Here is a 14,447-nt window from a genome sequence, read left to right on the forward strand (position 1 = left end):
TATCAAGGGCTTTAAATGGTAATGTTATTTTGCGGCAGTTCCTAAGGGAGAAAAACAAAAGGAGATAAACAGATGGATACAATCATAGGAATCGACTTGGGCACGTCCACGACGGAGGCGGCCGTGTACCGCAGCGGGAAGCCTGTCCTGATGCTCAACTTCGATGGAAAGGAAGTCACGCCCTCCGTGGTGGGACTGGATGATTCCGGAAATGTAGTCGTCGGAGAAAAGGCGGAAGCGCAGCTGCTGCTGGCGCCGGACCGCACGGTCAGGGAAGTGAAGCGCCTGATTGGGACGGACGAGATGGTCGCCATGGGAAAGCGGCAGTATTCTCCGGTTGAGATTTCCGCAATGATTCTATCCTATGTCAGAAATTACGCGGGAAAATACCTCGATGCGGACATCACCCGCGCAGTCATCTCTGTACCGGCATATTTTGACGAGCTGCAGCGCCAGGAGACCATGGAGGCCGGAAGGGCAGCGGGATTCCTGGTAGACCGAATCATCAACGAGCCCACGGCAGCGGCGCTCAGCTATGGGCTGGAGCACATGGAGGAGGAGAGCCATGTGCTGGTCTATGACCTGGGCGGCGGCACCTTTGACGTGACGGTCCTGGAAATGTTCGAGGGCGTGCTTGAGGTAAAAGCCAGCAGCGGAGACAATAAGCTGGGCGGGAAGGATTTTGACGAGCGTCTGATCCAATATCTGACAGAACAGTTCCGGGAAAAGCATGGAATCGATTTGTCGGAGGATTTGTATGCCATGGCGCGGGTGCGAGATGAGGCGCTGCGCTGCAAAATCGCGCTGAGCACCCAGGAGAGCTACACGGTACAGCTCCCGGTGCTCACGGTGAAAAACGATGTCCCCTATGCCATGGATGAGGTCGTGACGCGGGCGAAGTTCGAGGAGCTGATACAGGATCTGGTGGAGCGCACCCATAAGCCCATTGACGTAGTGCTTTCGGACAGCGGCATCCAGGCAGAGGAGCTTGACAGGATCCTGCTGGTGGGCGGTTCCACCCGCGTCCCCCTGGTGCGAAGGGATATCGAGGCGTACTTTGGAAAGAAGCCGGAAAGGTCAGTGGATCCGGATTATGCGGTGGCCCAGGGGGCTGCGGTACAGGCGGCCATCATATCGGGGCTGATCGACGAGAGCAGCGAGATCGTGATGACAGATGTGAACCCGTATACGCTGGGCGTTCGCTCGATCCACGGCTTCGACCAGGATTACATGAGTGTCATCATCCCCCGGAACAAGACCATACCGACTACAAAAAAGCAGAGATTCTATACCTCAGGGGACGGACAGACGGAAGCTGTCATTGAGGTCTATCAGGGAGAGTCCTCCTCGGTCCGCTATAATCATCATATCGGCGAGTTTACCCTGAAAGGCATTCCGGGCAGGGCTGCCGGAGAAGAATCCATCGATGTCTCTTTCTCCTACAATCAGAACGGTATGCTCCATGTGACAGGTATAGTGGTGAGCACCGGGCAAGAGGCCTCAATCGAAATCAACATGCTGGACACGAAAGAAGCGCGGGTGGATGTCAGCGGCTGGAAATCCTCAGAGCTGGCAGGGGAATACAGATCCGCCGTCAGGCGCGCCGAGAAGTGGGTCAAGGACCATGAGGAGGACAAAAGGGCGGAAGAGCTGCTGTATTATCTGAAAAAGGCGATTTTGGAGGAGGATGAGGAGCAGGCAGAGGAATTTGAGGGGAAGCTGCAGGTTTATACTCACGAGCGATGAAAGCTGCCATGATGTCTTTTGCAGATCAGGAAAGGTCGGAAGACACTTCTTACGCTCATGAGTCGGGCGCAAGGAAGAGGGCATTCATGGCAGGCTTCAGCAATCGTTAATATGCATAGAGGAACAGGGATGAGAAAAGACTATGAGATACTCGGCATCGGTGAAGATGCGGACGAGAAAGCGATCAAAAGGGCATACTTCAAACTGATAAGGAAGCATTCCCCGGAAAAAGATCCGGAACAGTTCCAGGAAATCAGGGCGGCCTATGAGAGGCTGCTGGAGGAAAAGGACAAGCCGGAAAATGGCATCCAGCTGGAATTCCCGGCGGATGACAAATTTGCGCTGAGCATGTTCGATCAGATCCAGCGGCTGATGCAGGAGGGGGAATATGACAGGGCGGCCAGGACGGCGGAGGAGGGAATGGGATACTACCAGGAGGTAGAATGCTTCCTCTATCTGTATGCAAGGTGCAGCATACTGGACGGCAGGACCGGAAAGGGCGTCAGGGCGTATGAGAAGCTGGTGAAGCGTTATCCGGACAAGGTCTATTATCAGAGCGAGCTGGCGAAGGCATATCATATGAGAGGATTTGGGCGGAAGGCATATGATATGTTTCAAAAGGTCTATGAAGAGGGATGGCGTGAGACGGATTTCATGACCCTGTACAGTCTGTGCTGCTTCAGCCGGGAGCGGTATGATGAGGCTGCCGGGATTTTGACGGAGCTGATAGACTCTGTTCCGTGCGAAAAAATCAATCAGATGATACCGGAGTTATTGGAGGCGTATACAGGGCTGTTCACGATTCATGGCGCGGAGCCGTTCCCCATTGGGGCTGTCGCGGAAAAATTCAGCGCGTTCCTGAATCAGGTCGGAGACCGGATCCATGATTACGAAGAACAGCTGATGGGAATATTGTTGGGTGCCTGTGCGGCGACCGTCACGGAAGAAGGGGAGGAGATCCGCGAGCTGGTCAGTCAGATACGGGAGCTGCTGTCAATCGATTCTCCGGAGGATATGCCGGAGGAGATGGCCGAGGCCTATGAGATCATAGAGGATGAGCGGTTCAGTGAAATAATGAAGCTGACCATAAAGGCCTTTGTGCTGTTGGATGACATGGAGTATCTGGAGGAAGATTTTGAAGAGTACGCCCGGTTCAGGCAGGTGGACGCATTTCTCTGCCAGCTGGAGGCGTGGCCCAGCCAGCGCGGAGAGCTGGAGCTCTTAAAAAAGGAATATCCGAACATTTATGAGTGCGGTACGGATGTCTGGGAGATGTTGCGCCAAAGCAGGGCGAATAAAGGGCATATACTGGGCGCCGTGTTGGCGGAGTACGGAAAAATGGAACGGAAATTCAAATGCGGGCATTACTATGAGCTCTATCCGGAAAGGCGCGCGGCCCAGGTCCAGTGGGACAGCCAGGAGACAGGAACCTTCGTCCGTCAGGGCAGAAAAATCGGGCGCAATGAGCCCTGTCCCTGTGGGAGCGGCAGGAAATATAAGAATTGCTGTGGAAAAGGGAGGTAGCCTGTTGGGATTGGCTGGGATATGGTAGCCCGGACATGAAAAAATACTTGCAGAATCACCGAATTTATGATAAAATATTCAATTAGGAAGACCTATACCCAGAGCATGTACCAACCCATATACAAAAGATAAAATGGGTATGTTCTTCCGACAGGAAAAGGCAGAGAGCATAGTACACTGCCTTTTTTGTGTTACAAAATAGTGCCCCAGGACAGCAGCCGCTGCGGCAGGAGGACATATGCGCATGCACAGACTCATTATGCTGAAATACATCCCCGACAAGACAATGGGCATAGACATGAAACTGACCGGCCGCAGGCTGAAAAGCCTCTGCGACAGGCGTGAAATCACGGTAAAGACAATCCAAAAGGAGTTGTACATCGGCTCCTTCCAGTCCGTCTACGCCTGGTTTGCGGGGAAGACCCTGCCAAGTCTGGACAATATGTACCGCCTCAGCAGGCTCCTGCGTGTCCCCATGGACGAGATGATAGTAGATATGGCGGGGGAGTGCTGGGTTCCGCTGGAATTGGAGAGCACGGAGACCGAAAGTGCGAACGGCCGTATTTTTGTATATGCTAACAGATTATATATGTAGCGATTAAATCTTGCCAAAAACCGGATAAACGGCATGACTGGCTGTGCTATGCGACTGGCAAGAATTAAATGCCGTTTATATAGAAGAACTGGCGGGCTGAGAGGCCCGCCTTTCAGTTGTAAACTGAATGACATCCTCTGTGGGCTTATCTATAATAAAAGGGAACAGTCGGCAGAAGCCTGCCGCAGCACCTATAAACCAAGGAGGACACAGGATGAAGATTAGGACGGACTATGTGACAAATTCCAGTAGCAGCAGTTTTATCATTGCCAGAAGGGAGGCTCTGTCGCAACGCCAGAAGGACGCTATAGTAGATTTCGTAGTGTCCAGGATGCTGGGCGAGAAGGTGGCTTCCTCTCGGGAAGAACTGGACGGATATGCCCGGGAGTATGGAATCAATGACGAGAAGCGGACACGGATGCAGGCAGGAATCAACCAGGGGCTGTCCATATATTCCGGCTATGTCTCCTTTGAGGAGGGGAATGAGATTGAATATCTGATGAAAGGCCTGTGGAAAGCCCTGGAGAAAGCGGATTCCGAATCTTTTGCGGGCATCGACACCTCACTGGATTATTGACGGCGGTGCTAAGATGGAGAAAAACAGTTTGCACCATATCAGAGGAAAACGATATCCATACCTTTCAGCGTTCGATGAGGATACGGGCCTGTACTTTAGGACAGGAATATTAAAAGACGGAAAGGATACGGGCATCGACCCGTTCAGGGCAGACTTCCCGGAGCTTTTGGACGTCGGCATCATGGGGAGCTGCAGCCACGGGGAAAGCGGATTGTGCCAGAAAGCAGGAATCGACTGCTATCAGAGCGGGCCGCAAATCCGCCAGAACCATATGTCCCTGGATGATTTCAGACGGATTGTGGAGGAATGCCGGGGGAGGACATACCAGTTTGCTCTGGGCGGCAGAGGAGACCCCGACCAGCATCCGGATTTCGCGGAAATGCTGGCGTATAGCCGCCGCCATGGGATTGTGCCTAATTTTACGACTTCTGGACTGGGAATGACGTCCGGTATAGCAGAGCTGTGCCGCAAATATTGTGGGGCAGTTGCGGTAAGCTGGTATCGGAGCCGTTATACAGACAGGGCGATAGACATCCTGCTTCAGGCCGGTGTCAGGACGAATGTCCATTATGTGCTGGACACGAGGACATTGAAAGAAGCGGTCCGGCTTTTGAAAGAGGACGGATTTCCCAAAGGCATCAATGCGGTGGTCTTTCTGCTGTATAAGCCCGTAGGGCTGGGGACAAGGGAATATATCATAACGGAAAGGACCGAACATCTGAAAGAATTCTTTGCGTTGATTGACAGAGGAGGGTATCCCTTTAAAATAGGATTCGACTCATGTACGGTACCCGGCCTGCTTCGGTACTCAAAGGCCACCGACCCGGCAAGCATTGATACATGCGAGGGTGGCCGGTGGTCAGCTTACATCACGCCGGATATGCAGATGCTTCCCTGCAGCTTTGACAATCAGCAGATGCACTGGGCAATGGATTTACGGAAACATACGATTGAGGAGGCGTGGAACAGCCAACGCTTTAGCGAATTCCGCAAAATCATGGCAGACGCGTGCCCTGAGTGCGACAAAAGGGAAAGCTGCATGGGAGGTTGCCCTATCTGCCCGGAAATCGTATTGTGCGGACAGACATCTCGAAGACAGATATACCAATATACGGAAAGCGGATACACCGAAGCCCGATACATTGAAACATTGAATACAGAACAAGGAGAAAAGCAGACATGAAGATACGGACAGATTTTGTTGCCAATTCGAGCTCCAGCAGTTTCATACTTGCCAGGAAAGGCGCTCTGACAGAGCAGCAGAAAGCGGCAATCATCGCATACGTGGAGGAGAACCTGCTGGGCCAGCGTGTAGAGACGCTTGAGCAGCTGCGGGAATTCGCGGACAAGAACGGATTCAGCGAGGATGGAGAGCTCTTCAGGGAAGCCCGGGAATATCTGGAGAAAGGCTATGTCATAAGCGGCGATACGATTGACTTTGAATGCATGTTCGGAGAAGAATATGTGGATGTGCTGCACGGGATCTGGAAGGTCCTGGAGAAGAATGGAGATGGGAACTTTGTAGGCATTGATGTAGACTTGACATATTGAACCGGAAGCAGATAAGTACCCCGGATCGGACATAACCACAGACAGGGCATCGCCCAGACAGAAAAAATCGCGCCCCGGGCAGTGCATGATCTCCCCCATCTCCGCAGACCCTAATAGGACACCAACCCTGCAGAGGTCTGCCGATGAAAAACCGAACACCCCCAGCCAACCGTATACCCCACCTCCTGCTGGGCGCCCTGAGCACCCTGGCCGCCCTCACCGCCGCCCTTGCGCTCTGGACTGCCCGGGCGGAGGCCTTTGCCCACTACGCGCCGGAATGTGGGCAGGAGAATCTGCTGCCCCTTCTCCGGAAGGAAAACCTGACCGAAGCCGACTACGTCCTCATCTTCCGCCAGACAGGCCTGGCCAGGCCCGGCGTAGACCAGCTCTATGCCTCCGGCAGACAGCAGGAGCTCCTGGGCCTCCAGCAGAGGTTCTTCGCCGATGCCGAGGTGGAGTGCAGCCACAGCAACCTGTTCACCCGCAGCGAGAGATTGACGAATTTCCGCTCATTAGTCTATGATGTTGACTTTCTCCCTACGGTCCAGGACGGGGACATCCTCATCACCTTCAACGGCCATGTCTTTGGCTGGCGCAGCGGCCATGCCGCCATCGTGGTGGACGCCGAAGAACGCCTGACGCTGGAGGCCATCATGCCGGGCTGCGATTCCGGAATCTGCGGCCTGGAGAGCTGGGAGGAATACCCCGGCTTCGCCCTGCTCCGGCTGAAAGGCGCCTCCGCGCAGGAGCGGCGGCAGATTGCAGCGTATGCCAGAGAGCACCTGACCGGCCTGCCCTACAGCCTTACGGCCTTTACTGAAAGCGGCGGAGCAGGTGCGGGGACGATGCCTCTTTCCGGCACCCAGTGTGCCCATCTGGTCTGGTACGCCTACCATCAATTCGGCTACGACCTGGACAGCAACGGCGGATTCGTGGTCACGCCGGAGGATCTGTACCGCAGCAGCCTCCTGGAGCTTGTCCAGATTTACGGTCTGCCTCCCAATTCTTAAGAAAATCTAAAATATGCAAATTTCTTTATTAATTTTGCATATACCCCTTGAAAAAGCATACGGAAAATCGTATATTAGTAATATACACTTGATTTGATGCTTGATATGGAGGAAGGAAATGACAAAAGCAGAAATTTTAAAGAAAGAAATTTTGGGGCAGTATCGCAGCGTGCGCCAGTTTGCACTGGAGATGAATATTCCCTACAGCACCTTGGTGACGGCATTGGAGCGCGGTATTGAAGGCATGGCCTATGGAACCGTTATCAAGATGTGCGACAAGCTGAGCCTGAACCCGGTGGATTTCTCTTCTTTGGAGAGGGATACGTCGCTGGGAGCGCAGCTTTTGGAGAACCGGGTGATGCAGAATTATGTGAAGCTGAACCAGGCAGGCAGGGACAAAGTGCTGGAGTTGATGGATGACTTCGTACAGATTGACAGGTATAAGGCAAAGGGGAAAAAGACCAAGTAAGATAAGTAGTCGGTATAGACAGTCAGGTAATCGGGTAGTCAGATAGTCAAGCAAGGCAAGTGGTATGAAAAGGGAGTATCGCGAATGATACTCCCTTCTTTGGCGCCAATAAATCAGACGCTAGAAATAGCCATCGAACATCATGCCCGTGTACGCGCTTGTGATGTAGGGATTGGGATAATTGTGCCCCGGGTTCTTGTAGGCCACCATGACCTTCTCCACATAGTCCATGGGATTCAGGGATACCTGGTCGCTCTTGCGCAGGAGCATGTTGGAGAAGCTCTTCAGGGAACCGAAGGTCTCGTTGATGTCCTGGGTCCCGGCGGCAGTCTCCCGCAGCGTGTCCCTGTCGATGTCAAGCGTCCCGTCCTCCGCCAGGTTCAGGCCCATGGTCTCCAGGGAGCTGCCATATACGGAGGCAATCCCCTTCATCTCCCTGATCAGCTGTCTGCTCCTGGTCTGGGTCTCCAGATAGGAGGACGCGGCCCTGACGAAATCATTGTATCCGCCCACCAGATGGAACACGTTGTCGGTGAGGGACTCCACGTCTGTCTTCAGGCCGATCTTCGTGGGCTGCCCCTCGGGGCTGATTCCGGTCAGGCGGATGTCGAACAGCTGTCCCAGGGTCAGATGGTTGGACTGGGAGGTGAGCTCTTCGCCGTCCACAGAGAAGCTTGCGTTGGACGCGTCCCGGCTGGTATAGTCCAGCCCCAGGTATTCCACCGCCCCGTGGGTCTTGCTGGTATGGTCGTCGCTGACAGCGAATATATAGTCCCTGCCCGGAGCCAGCCCTGTGGCCTCTGAGGTCAGCCGCAGAGAGGTGCGCCCTTCCGATTCCGCCAGGGAAGCCCGCAGGCCGATGTCGGAATTGTTGATCAGGCGGACCAGGCGCTCCTGGACCTGCTGGTTGGTCTCGCCCTCCCCCACCGAGAACTGGAACTCATAGTTCATGTCGTTGATGTTCACGTCGAAGGAATAGGTATCCGGCGGCAGCGCCGCACGGCCGTTGCCCTGCAGAAACAGCCCCAGGTTCTCCTGGGTGGTGGCGAGCGCATGCACCTCAAGCTGGAAATCCGGCACCTCCGTCTTGGACTCCTCGGAGCCCACATATACGGCGGTGGCTACGCCCTCGTCGGTGGAATAGGCGCTCTTCTTGCGGAACAGCCCATCCTTCTCCAGCCCCCCGAGCTGCGCGATGGTATTGCGCAGTCCTCTGGCGTTTTCCTTCAGATTCACAGCGTACTGCTGCGTATCCTTGCTGGTAGTGGGAAGATACCAGGGTTCGTCTTTATTTAATTTGACAATGGAGTTGTATACGCTGCGGAGCTCGCTCTTCTTGTGGGTATCGTACTTGGTCAGGGGCTTCGGCGCGTAAGTGCTGACATAATTATTATATACTGTATTTAAGACGGGTCCCATTGTCAGGCCTCCTTTCCTCACAGGTATCCATTCTGGCAATCCGTTGCCATTTTTTATAATATCGGACAGAATCTGCATTTTTTTAATAGCATACCTGTTAAATTCTGCATAAATTCCTGAAAAACAGGAGACGGGGGCCCAGGAGGCGCGGCCGCCGCTATAGACACGGCGGAAAACCTCCCGATGGCACGGCGAAATGACCCGGCGGGACCTAGGCGGGGCCTATGCGTCGAAACGCGAAAAAACAGTTGACGCGGTCCGATTTCTATGATATAGTAGGGAAACGAGATAAGGTTTTAGGTCTTTTTTTTATGCTTAAAATTTTTTAAGCCGAGCAAAATAAGATGGCGAGTCTAAAGAACATGTGGAGGTAGCGAAATGCGTACAAAAATCACATTGGCCTGCACCGAGTGCAAGCAGCGTAACTACAATACTACCAAGGAGAAGAAGAACCATCCCGAGAGAATGGAAATCAAGAAGTACTGCAGGTTCTGCAGGAAGCATACGCTGCACAAGGAAACCAAATAAGAGCCGGGCGGCCGCGTGGGATCCTATCCTGCGCGCAAGACGCATTATGGATGCGCAAAGTGCATGTGCAGAGCGCATTATATACTGCTTAACGATTTCACTTGCCGTGAAACCAGACTGCATAACGCTGACTGGTTCATTCGCATGATTACATTAGGCAGCATTCAGCGTTATGCAGTATAAATGTGCAAAGCGTATTATGCTACGCTTTGGGAAAGGCATGGTCGAAATGGGAAATTCCGCGGAAAAGAAAGCGAAGGCCGGCCCCAGCTTTTTCACAGGGGTGAAGGCTGAATTCAAGAAAATCGTATGGCCGGACAGGCAGTCCACCTTGAAGCAGTCCGTGGCAGTGGTGGCGATTTCGGTGGTTCTGGGCGTCATCATCGCGCTGCTGGACTATGTGGCGAAGACCGGCGTGAACTTCATTACATCAATTTAGGGCGAGGGTGATTGCATGGCAGAGGCAAAATGGTATGTAGTCCATACCTACTCAGGATATGAAAACAAAGTCAAAGCCAACATTGAGAAGACCATTGAGAACAACAAGCACCTTGCGGAGCAGATTCTGGAGGTGCGGGTTCCCCTGCAGGATGTGGTGGAGATGAAGAACGGTGCCAGAAGGACTGTCCAGAAGAAGATGTTCCCGGGGTACGTGCTCCTCAACATGGAGATGAACGACGACACCTGGTATGTGGTCCGCAATACCCGCGGCGTCACGGGGTTCGTGGGGCCGGGGAGCAAGCCTGTGCCGCTGACCGAGGCGGAGATGAAGCCTCTGGGCATCAAGACGGAGAATGTGTCCATCGACTTTGGCGAGGGCGACAGCATCGCCGTGGTGGCGGGCATCTGGAAGGATACCGTCGGCATCGTGCAGAAGCTTGATTACAACAAGCAGACGGCTACCATCAACGTAGAACTCTTTGGCAGGGAGACGCCTGTGGAGATTAGTTTTGCGGAGGTCAGGAAGCTTTAAGTCAGGTATTCCCCGCCCGGAAGGGCGGTTAGATACAAAGCGGCCCTTGGGCCGTATGGCGGCTTTGAGGCCGCAGGGCGTTTTGGCGCATGGCGGCAGGACGCTTAGCAGAGTGGGAGCAGCTCTGGCTTATGGGAGCTGCGCCGGATTGCCGCGAGAGGCCGGCCGGATCGGCGGGCGATTGCGGCTCACCACAATAAGGAGGTGCCAAAATGGCAAAGAAGGTAACAGGTTACATTAAATTGCAGATTCCTGCAGGTAAGGCTACACCGGCTCCGCCCGTAGGCCCTGCGCTTGGACAGCACGGCGTGAACATCGTGGAGTTCACCAAGCAGTTCAATGCCAGGACGGCGGACAAGGGCGATGTCATCATCCCTGTAGTCATTACCGTGTATGCAGACAGGTCTTTCAGTTTCATTACGAAGACTCCCCCTGCGCCGGTGCTGATCAAGAAGGCCTGCAACATCAAATCAGGCTCCGCAGCGCCCAACAAGACAAAGGTGGCCACGCTCTCCAAGGCGAAGCTCCAGGAGATCGCGGAGATGAAGATGCCCGACCTGAACGCGGCCAGCCTGGAGGCGGCCATGAGCATGATTGCCGGAACGGCGCGCAGCATGGGCGTTACGGTCGAGGAGTAGCCGGTTTTCCGGCACAGAGCCGTCAGACAAAGACAATTGGGAGACAACGGAAGGTTGTCGCTTGAACCTGGGAGGGGACAATTCTGAAAGTTCCTTTCACATTTTGATTGGTATGCGCGCCGACGCGCGCAGGAGGGTGTAAGAATGAAGCATGGAAAGAAATATAACGAGATTGCGAAGCTGGTAGACCGCACCGTCGCATATGAGCCCGAGGAGGCAATCGCGCTGGTGAAGAAGACCGCGGCCGCGAAATTTGACGAGACCGTAGAAGTGCATATCAAGACAGGCTGTGACGGACGTCACGCGGAGCAGCAGATTCGCGGCGCCGTAGTGCTGCCCAACGGAACCGGCAAGACCGTCAGGGTGCTGGTATTCGCAAAGGGCGACAAGCTGGCGGAGGCCGAGGCCGCAGGCGCGGACTTCACAGGCGGCGAGGAGCTCATCCCCAAGATTCAGAAGGAAGGCTGGCTGGACTTCGACGTAGTGGTGGCCACCCCCGACATGATGGGCGTGGTAGGACGCCTGGGTAAGGTCCTGGGTCCCAAGGGCCTGATGCCCAACCCCAAGGCCGGCACCGTCACCATGGACGTCACCAAGGCGGTCAAGGAGATCAAAGCCGGTAAGATCGAGTACAGGCTGGACAAGACCAACATCGTGCATGTGCCCGTAGGAAAGGTTTCCTTTACGGACGAGGCGCTTCTGCAGAACTTCAACGCCCTGATGGACGCCATCGTCAAGGCGAGGCCCAGCGCCCTGAAGGGACAGTACCTGAGGAGCATCACGCTGGCCAGCACTATGGGCCCCGGCGTGAAGGTGAATGTGCTGAAGTTCTAAGTGTGCAAAGATTTTCTAAGCGGCCAAAGGACGTCCGCTAAGAAAATCTATATTGCACACGGAAGAATGCCCAAAGTGCGGGCATTCTTCCGGTTTGGCACCGAGTGTGGCTGAGGGCGGGATTGTGTTCTGCTGCGAGGCATGACGGGAAGCGAGTTTTGTTAGCAGATTTTTCATTAAAAATAAGGGTTGACGCAAAGCAGCCCTTATGATATGATACAGAAGTCCTAAAAGCCGAAGACAGTAGGTGCAGGGGGTACCCCCGAGCGTAAATCCTACCGAGGAGAAGAGTGCAGCACAGAGTATTTCCTCCCTAAGGCTATCTTGGGGAGGTTTTTTATATCTATTGTACCAACCTCTTTTATCGGCACAAAATCTAATAAGGAGGTAATGAAATGGCAAAGGTTGAGTTAAAGAAACCCATCGTAGACGAGATTTCCGCTCATATCAAAGATGCCCAGTCCGTAGTCCTGGTAGACTACCGCGGGCTCACTGTAGAGCAGGATACCAGGCTCCGCAAGAACATGCGCGAGGCGGGAGTCGTCTACAAGGTGTACAAGAACACTTTCATGAACTTCGCGTTCAAGGGCACGCAGTTCGAAGGCCTTGCTGAGTATCTGGAAGGCCCCACCGCGGTAGCAATCGCCACCGAGGATGCAACGGCTCCCGCCAGGATCCTCTCCGAGTTCGCCAAGACTGCCGACAAGCTGGAAATCAAGGCCGGTGTGGTCGAGGGCACCGTGTATGATGCCAAGGGCATGGAGACCATCGCAAGCATTCCTTCCAGGGAAGTGCTCATTTCCAGACTGCTGGGAAGCCTGCAGAGCCCTGTCACCAACTTCGCGCGCGTCATCAACCAGATTGCGGAGAAGAACGGCGGCAGCAGCGATGCCGCATAGTAATGTGCAGAGTACGCACATATGCAGAGTACGCACATATGCAGAGTGTGCGCATACGTAGATTGCGAACGGAACCGGGACACAGAAATACCAAAATAGAAAATGGAGGATAATAAAATGGCTAAATTAACAGCTCAGGAACTGATTGATGCTATCAAAGAGATGACCGTATTAGAGTTGAACGACCTGGTAAAGGCTTGCGAAGAGGAGTTCGGTGTATCCGCGGCAGCGGGCGTTGTGGTTGCTGCAGCTGGCCCTGCAGAAGCGGCTGAGGAGAAGACCGAGTTCGACGTAGAGCTGACCGAGGTCGGCGCCGAGAAGGTTAAGGTCATCAAGGTCGTGCGTGAGATCACCGGCCTTGGCCTGAAGGAGGCGAAGGATGCCGTCGAGAGCGCTCCGAAGGTACTGAAGGAGGGCGTCTCCAAGGAAGAGGCGGAGGAGATCAAGAAGAAGATTGAGGAAGTAGGCGCAAAGGCTACTCTGAAATAATTCTGCCAAAAGACATGCCAGATGCGTTTGGCTGTATGCCGGGATAAAAGGCAGCCTTGTACCAGAGAAAAGGCTGCCTTTTCTTTTTAAACTTCAATTTATACTGCTTAACGATTTCACTTGCCGTGAAACCAGACTGCATAACGCTGACTGGTTCAATCGCTTGATTGCATTAGGCAGTATTCAGCGTTATGCAGTATATATATAGCAATAAAATCCTGCTCAAAAATCAGATAAACGGAATGATTAAAAATTTCCTAAATTTTCTAAAAATAGACTTGACCCCTTTTACTGTTTGTGATATTATGGATAGTGCACTATTGTGCGATGAAAAATGTGGCGCAAGACTCGCGCTGGTATTATGGTGTGGTGCATGATGATGTGAGGCGTTGTGATGCAGGCATCATAGTATCTTTTCGTGCCTGTTTCAAGGAATGTGACAGGCTTTTTGGTTTATGCCAGGCATATAGGTGCAAAAAGGGAAAGAACGGGGTGAAGTGTCAATGGAGAAAAACAGAATACGTCCGACAGCCGGTACCAGGGTCATGCGTATGAGTTATGCACGTCAAAAAGAGGTCTTAGAGATGCCAGACCTCCTCGAAGTCCAGAAGAATTCTTACCAGTGGTTCCTCAGCGAGGGCCTGAAGGAAGCCTTTGACGACATATCTCCCATCGCGGACTACAGCGGCTCCTTGAGTCTGGAATTTGTGGACTTTGAGCTGAGCAAGAAGGACGTGAAGTATTCCATCGAGGAATGCAAGGAGAGGGACGCCACCTACGCGGCGCCTCTGACGGTAACGGTACGCCTCTATAATAAAGAAAAAGAAGAGATCAGTGAACATAAGATTTTCATGGGCGATCTGCCTCTGATGACAGAGACCGGCACTTTCGTGATCAACGGCGCGGAGCGCGTCATTGTAAGCCAGTTGGTGCGTTCCCCCGGCATCTACTATGCCATCGGACACGACAAGCTGGGCAAGAGGCTGTACTCCTGTACCGTAATCCCCAGCCGGGGCGCGTGGCTGGAGTACGAGACGGACTCCAACGACGTCTTCTATGTCCGTGTGGACAGGACCCGTAAGGTTCCCGTCACGGTCCTGATCCGCGCCCTGGGAATCGGCACCAATGACGAGATCCGGGAGGTGTTCGGCGATGAGCCCAAGATAGAGGCCAGCTTTACCAAGGACACTGCTGA

Annotated in this window: 16 protein-coding genes, 1 pseudogene and 1 other annotated feature; of the genes and pseudogenes, 16 read left to right on the forward strand and 1 reads right to left on the reverse strand. The window is 53.6% G+C overall.

Features of this window, described 5'->3' with window-relative positions; translation table 11 throughout:
* Positions 1–72: 72 nt before the first annotated feature.
* From Q2B33_RS19140 to Q2B33_RS19175, 8 genes are all read left to right on the forward strand, one after another.
* Positions 73–1,746, forward strand: a complete 1,674-nt coding sequence (locus tag Q2B33_RS19140) for an Hsp70 family protein (protein WP_300570169.1) — start codon at positions 73–75, stop codon at positions 1,744–1,746.
* Positions 1,747–1,875: 129 nt separating this feature from the next.
* Positions 1,876–3,270, forward strand: a complete 1,395-nt coding sequence (locus Q2B33_RS19145; protein WP_300570166.1) for a DnaJ domain-containing protein — start codon at positions 1,876–1,878, stop codon at positions 3,268–3,270.
* Between the two features lie 244 nt (positions 3,271–3,514).
* Positions 3,515–3,865, forward strand: coding sequence for a helix-turn-helix transcriptional regulator (locus Q2B33_RS19150; RefSeq protein ID WP_296478462.1), 351 nt, complete (start codon positions 3,515–3,517; stop codon positions 3,863–3,865).
* 214 nt (positions 3,866–4,079) lie between these two features.
* Entirely contained in the window at positions 4,080–4,442 is a 363-nt protein-coding gene (locus Q2B33_RS19155; protein ID WP_300570162.1) for a hypothetical protein, read from the forward strand.
* A 13-nt stretch (positions 4,443–4,455) separates the two neighbouring features.
* On the forward strand, positions 4,456–5,625 hold the full coding sequence (locus Q2B33_RS19160) for an SPASM domain-containing protein (RefSeq protein ID WP_300782393.1): 1,170 nt from the start codon (positions 4,456–4,458) through the stop codon (positions 5,623–5,625).
* The gene (locus tag Q2B33_RS19165) at positions 5,622–5,993 is read left to right on the forward strand and encodes a hypothetical protein (RefSeq protein ID WP_296459528.1); all 372 of its coding nucleotides are present in this window, start codon (positions 5,622–5,624) and stop codon (positions 5,991–5,993) included. The genes Q2B33_RS19160 and Q2B33_RS19165 overlap by 4 nt, the downstream gene beginning before the upstream one ends.
* A 143-nt stretch (positions 5,994–6,136) precedes the next feature.
* Positions 6,137–7,003, forward strand: a complete 867-nt coding sequence (locus Q2B33_RS19170; protein WP_300570155.1) for a hypothetical protein — start codon at positions 6,137–6,139, stop codon at positions 7,001–7,003.
* A 118-nt stretch (positions 7,004–7,121) separates the two neighbouring features.
* Positions 7,122–7,472, forward strand: a complete 351-nt coding sequence (locus tag Q2B33_RS19175; RefSeq protein WP_296459534.1) for a transcriptional regulator — start codon at positions 7,122–7,124, stop codon at positions 7,470–7,472.
* Positions 7,473–7,592: 120 nt separating this feature from the next.
* Here Q2B33_RS19175 and fliD read toward each other — a convergent pair whose 3' ends face one another.
* Complete coding sequence (gene fliD, locus Q2B33_RS19180) at positions 7,593–8,891, reverse strand: flagellar filament capping protein FliD (RefSeq protein WP_296478454.1); 1,299 nt, start codon at positions 8,889–8,891, stop codon at positions 7,593–7,595.
* Positions 8,892–9,269: 378 nt separating this feature from the next.
* Between fliD and rpmG the strand changes: the two genes are divergently transcribed.
* The 8 genes and pseudogenes from rpmG to Q2B33_RS19220 form a co-directional block, all read left to right on the forward strand.
* Positions 9,270–9,419 (forward strand): 50S ribosomal protein L33, encoded by a 150-nt coding sequence (gene rpmG, locus Q2B33_RS19185; RefSeq protein WP_251208665.1) that lies wholly within the window; start codon positions 9,270–9,272, stop codon positions 9,417–9,419.
* A 229-nt stretch (positions 9,420–9,648) separates the two neighbouring features.
* The gene (gene secE / locus Q2B33_RS19190) at positions 9,649–9,858 is read left to right on the forward strand and encodes a preprotein translocase subunit SecE (protein ID WP_296459747.1); all 210 of its coding nucleotides are present in this window, start codon (positions 9,649–9,651) and stop codon (positions 9,856–9,858) included.
* A gap of 15 nt (positions 9,859–9,873) precedes the next feature.
* Complete coding sequence (gene nusG, locus Q2B33_RS19195) at positions 9,874–10,392, forward strand: transcription termination/antitermination protein NusG (protein WP_300570148.1); 519 nt, start codon at positions 9,874–9,876, stop codon at positions 10,390–10,392.
* A 212-nt stretch (positions 10,393–10,604) separates the two neighbouring features.
* Positions 10,605–11,030, forward strand: a complete 426-nt coding sequence (gene rplK, locus Q2B33_RS19200; protein ID WP_300767812.1) for a 50S ribosomal protein L11 — start codon at positions 10,605–10,607, stop codon at positions 11,028–11,030.
* 144 nt (positions 11,031–11,174) lie between these two features.
* Positions 11,175–11,864, forward strand: a complete 690-nt coding sequence (gene rplA / locus Q2B33_RS19205; RefSeq protein ID WP_296459546.1) for a 50S ribosomal protein L1 — start codon at positions 11,175–11,177, stop codon at positions 11,862–11,864.
* A gap of 216 nt (positions 11,865–12,080) precedes the next feature.
* Positions 12,081–12,213, forward strand: a sequence feature (ribosomal protein L10 leader region).
* 46 nt (positions 12,214–12,259) lie between these two features.
* A complete protein-coding gene (rplJ, locus tag Q2B33_RS19210) occupies positions 12,260–12,763 on the forward strand; it encodes a 50S ribosomal protein L10 (protein WP_296459551.1) in 504 nt (167 codons plus the stop codon).
* Positions 12,764–12,880: 117 nt separating this feature from the next.
* A complete protein-coding gene (gene rplL, locus Q2B33_RS19215; RefSeq protein ID WP_296476655.1) occupies positions 12,881–13,252 on the forward strand; it encodes a 50S ribosomal protein L7/L12 in 372 nt (123 codons plus the stop codon).
* 503 nt (positions 13,253–13,755) lie between these two features.
* Positions 13,756–14,447: pseudogene (locus Q2B33_RS19220) on the forward strand (DNA-directed RNA polymerase subunit beta); the annotation flags it as partial.

Origin of the sequence: uncultured Acetatifactor sp., from assembly GCF_948601915.1 — a bacterium.
GTDB lineage: Bacteria > Bacillota > Clostridia > Lachnospirales > Lachnospiraceae > Acetatifactor.

Coding starts and splice junctions, on each gene's coding strand:
- Q2B33_RS19140 (WP_300570169.1), top strand. CDS start 73: ATGGATACAATCATAGGAATCGACTTGGGCACGTCCACGACGGAGGCG.
- Q2B33_RS19145 (WP_300570166.1), top strand. CDS start 1,876: ATGAGAAAAGACTATGAGATACTCGGCATCGGTGAAGATGCGGACGAG.
- Q2B33_RS19150 (WP_296478462.1), top strand. CDS start 3,515: ATGCACAGACTCATTATGCTGAAATACATCCCCGACAAGACAATGGGC.
- Q2B33_RS19155 (WP_300570162.1), top strand. CDS start 4,080: ATGAAGATTAGGACGGACTATGTGACAAATTCCAGTAGCAGCAGTTTT.
- Q2B33_RS19160 (WP_300782393.1), top strand. CDS start 4,456: ATGGAGAAAAACAGTTTGCACCATATCAGAGGAAAACGATATCCATAC.
- Q2B33_RS19165 (WP_296459528.1), top strand. CDS start 5,622: ATGAAGATACGGACAGATTTTGTTGCCAATTCGAGCTCCAGCAGTTTC.
- Q2B33_RS19170 (WP_300570155.1), top strand. CDS start 6,137: ATGAAAAACCGAACACCCCCAGCCAACCGTATACCCCACCTCCTGCTG.
- Q2B33_RS19175 (WP_296459534.1), top strand. CDS start 7,122: ATGACAAAAGCAGAAATTTTAAAGAAAGAAATTTTGGGGCAGTATCGC.
- fliD (WP_296478454.1), bottom strand. CDS start 8,891: ATGGGACCCGTCTTAAATACAGTATATAATAATTATGTCAGCACTTAC.
- rpmG (WP_251208665.1), top strand. CDS start 9,270: ATGCGTACAAAAATCACATTGGCCTGCACCGAGTGCAAGCAGCGTAAC.
- secE (WP_296459747.1), top strand. CDS start 9,649: ATGGGAAATTCCGCGGAAAAGAAAGCGAAGGCCGGCCCCAGCTTTTTC.
- nusG (WP_300570148.1), top strand. CDS start 9,874: ATGGCAGAGGCAAAATGGTATGTAGTCCATACCTACTCAGGATATGAA.
- rplK (WP_300767812.1), top strand. CDS start 10,605: ATGGCAAAGAAGGTAACAGGTTACATTAAATTGCAGATTCCTGCAGGT.
- rplA (WP_296459546.1), top strand. CDS start 11,175: ATGAAGCATGGAAAGAAATATAACGAGATTGCGAAGCTGGTAGACCGC.
- rplJ (WP_296459551.1), top strand. CDS start 12,260: ATGGCAAAGGTTGAGTTAAAGAAACCCATCGTAGACGAGATTTCCGCT.
- rplL (WP_296476655.1), top strand. CDS start 12,881: ATGGCTAAATTAACAGCTCAGGAACTGATTGATGCTATCAAAGAGATG.